Genomic DNA, 641 nt, shown 5'->3' on the forward strand with positions numbered 1-641 from the left:
AAGGACTGGTGGAGTGCTTAGAAGTGAGAATGCCGGTATGAGTAGCGAAAGACGGGTGAGAATCCCGTCCACCGAATGCCTAAGGTTTCCTGAGGAAGGCTCGTCCGCTCAGGGTTAGTCAGGACCTAAGCCGAGGCCGACAGGCGTAGGCGATGGACAACAGGTTGATATTCCTGTACCACCTCTTTATCGTTTGAGCAATGGAGGGACGCAGAAGGATAGAAGAAGCGTGCGATTGGTTGTGCACGTCCAAGCAGTTAGGCTGATAAGTAGGCAAATCCGCTTATCGTGAAGGCTGAGCTGTGATGGGGAAGCTCCTTATGGAGCGAAGTCTTTGATTCCCCGCTGCCAAGAAAAGCTTCTAGCGAGATAAAAGGTGCCTGTACCGCAAACCGACACAGGTAGGCGAGGAGAGAATCCTAAGGTGTGCGAGAGAACTCTGGTTAAGGAACTCGGCAAAATGACCCCGTAACTTCGGGAGAAGGGGTGCTTTCTTAACGGAAAGCCGCAGTGAATAGGCCCAAGCGACTGTTTAGCAAAAACACAGCTCTCTGCGAAGCCGTAAGGCGAAGTATAGGGGGTGACACCTGCCCGGTGCTGGAAGGTTAAGGAGAGGGGTTAGCGTAAGCGAAGCTCTGAAC

At 52.7% G+C, this 641-nt stretch carries 1 rRNA gene; it reads left to right on the top strand.

Annotated features, from left to right (window positions below):
• Positions 1 to 641: ribosomal RNA gene (locus tag ACQGS6_RS29445) — 23S ribosomal RNA — on the top strand; the annotation flags it as partial.

It is taken from the genome of Bacillus sp. GMs2/2 (assembly GCF_050172095.1).
GTDB classification, from domain to species: Bacteria; Bacillota; Bacilli; order Bacillales; family Bacillaceae_G; genus Bacillus_A; species Bacillus_A cereus.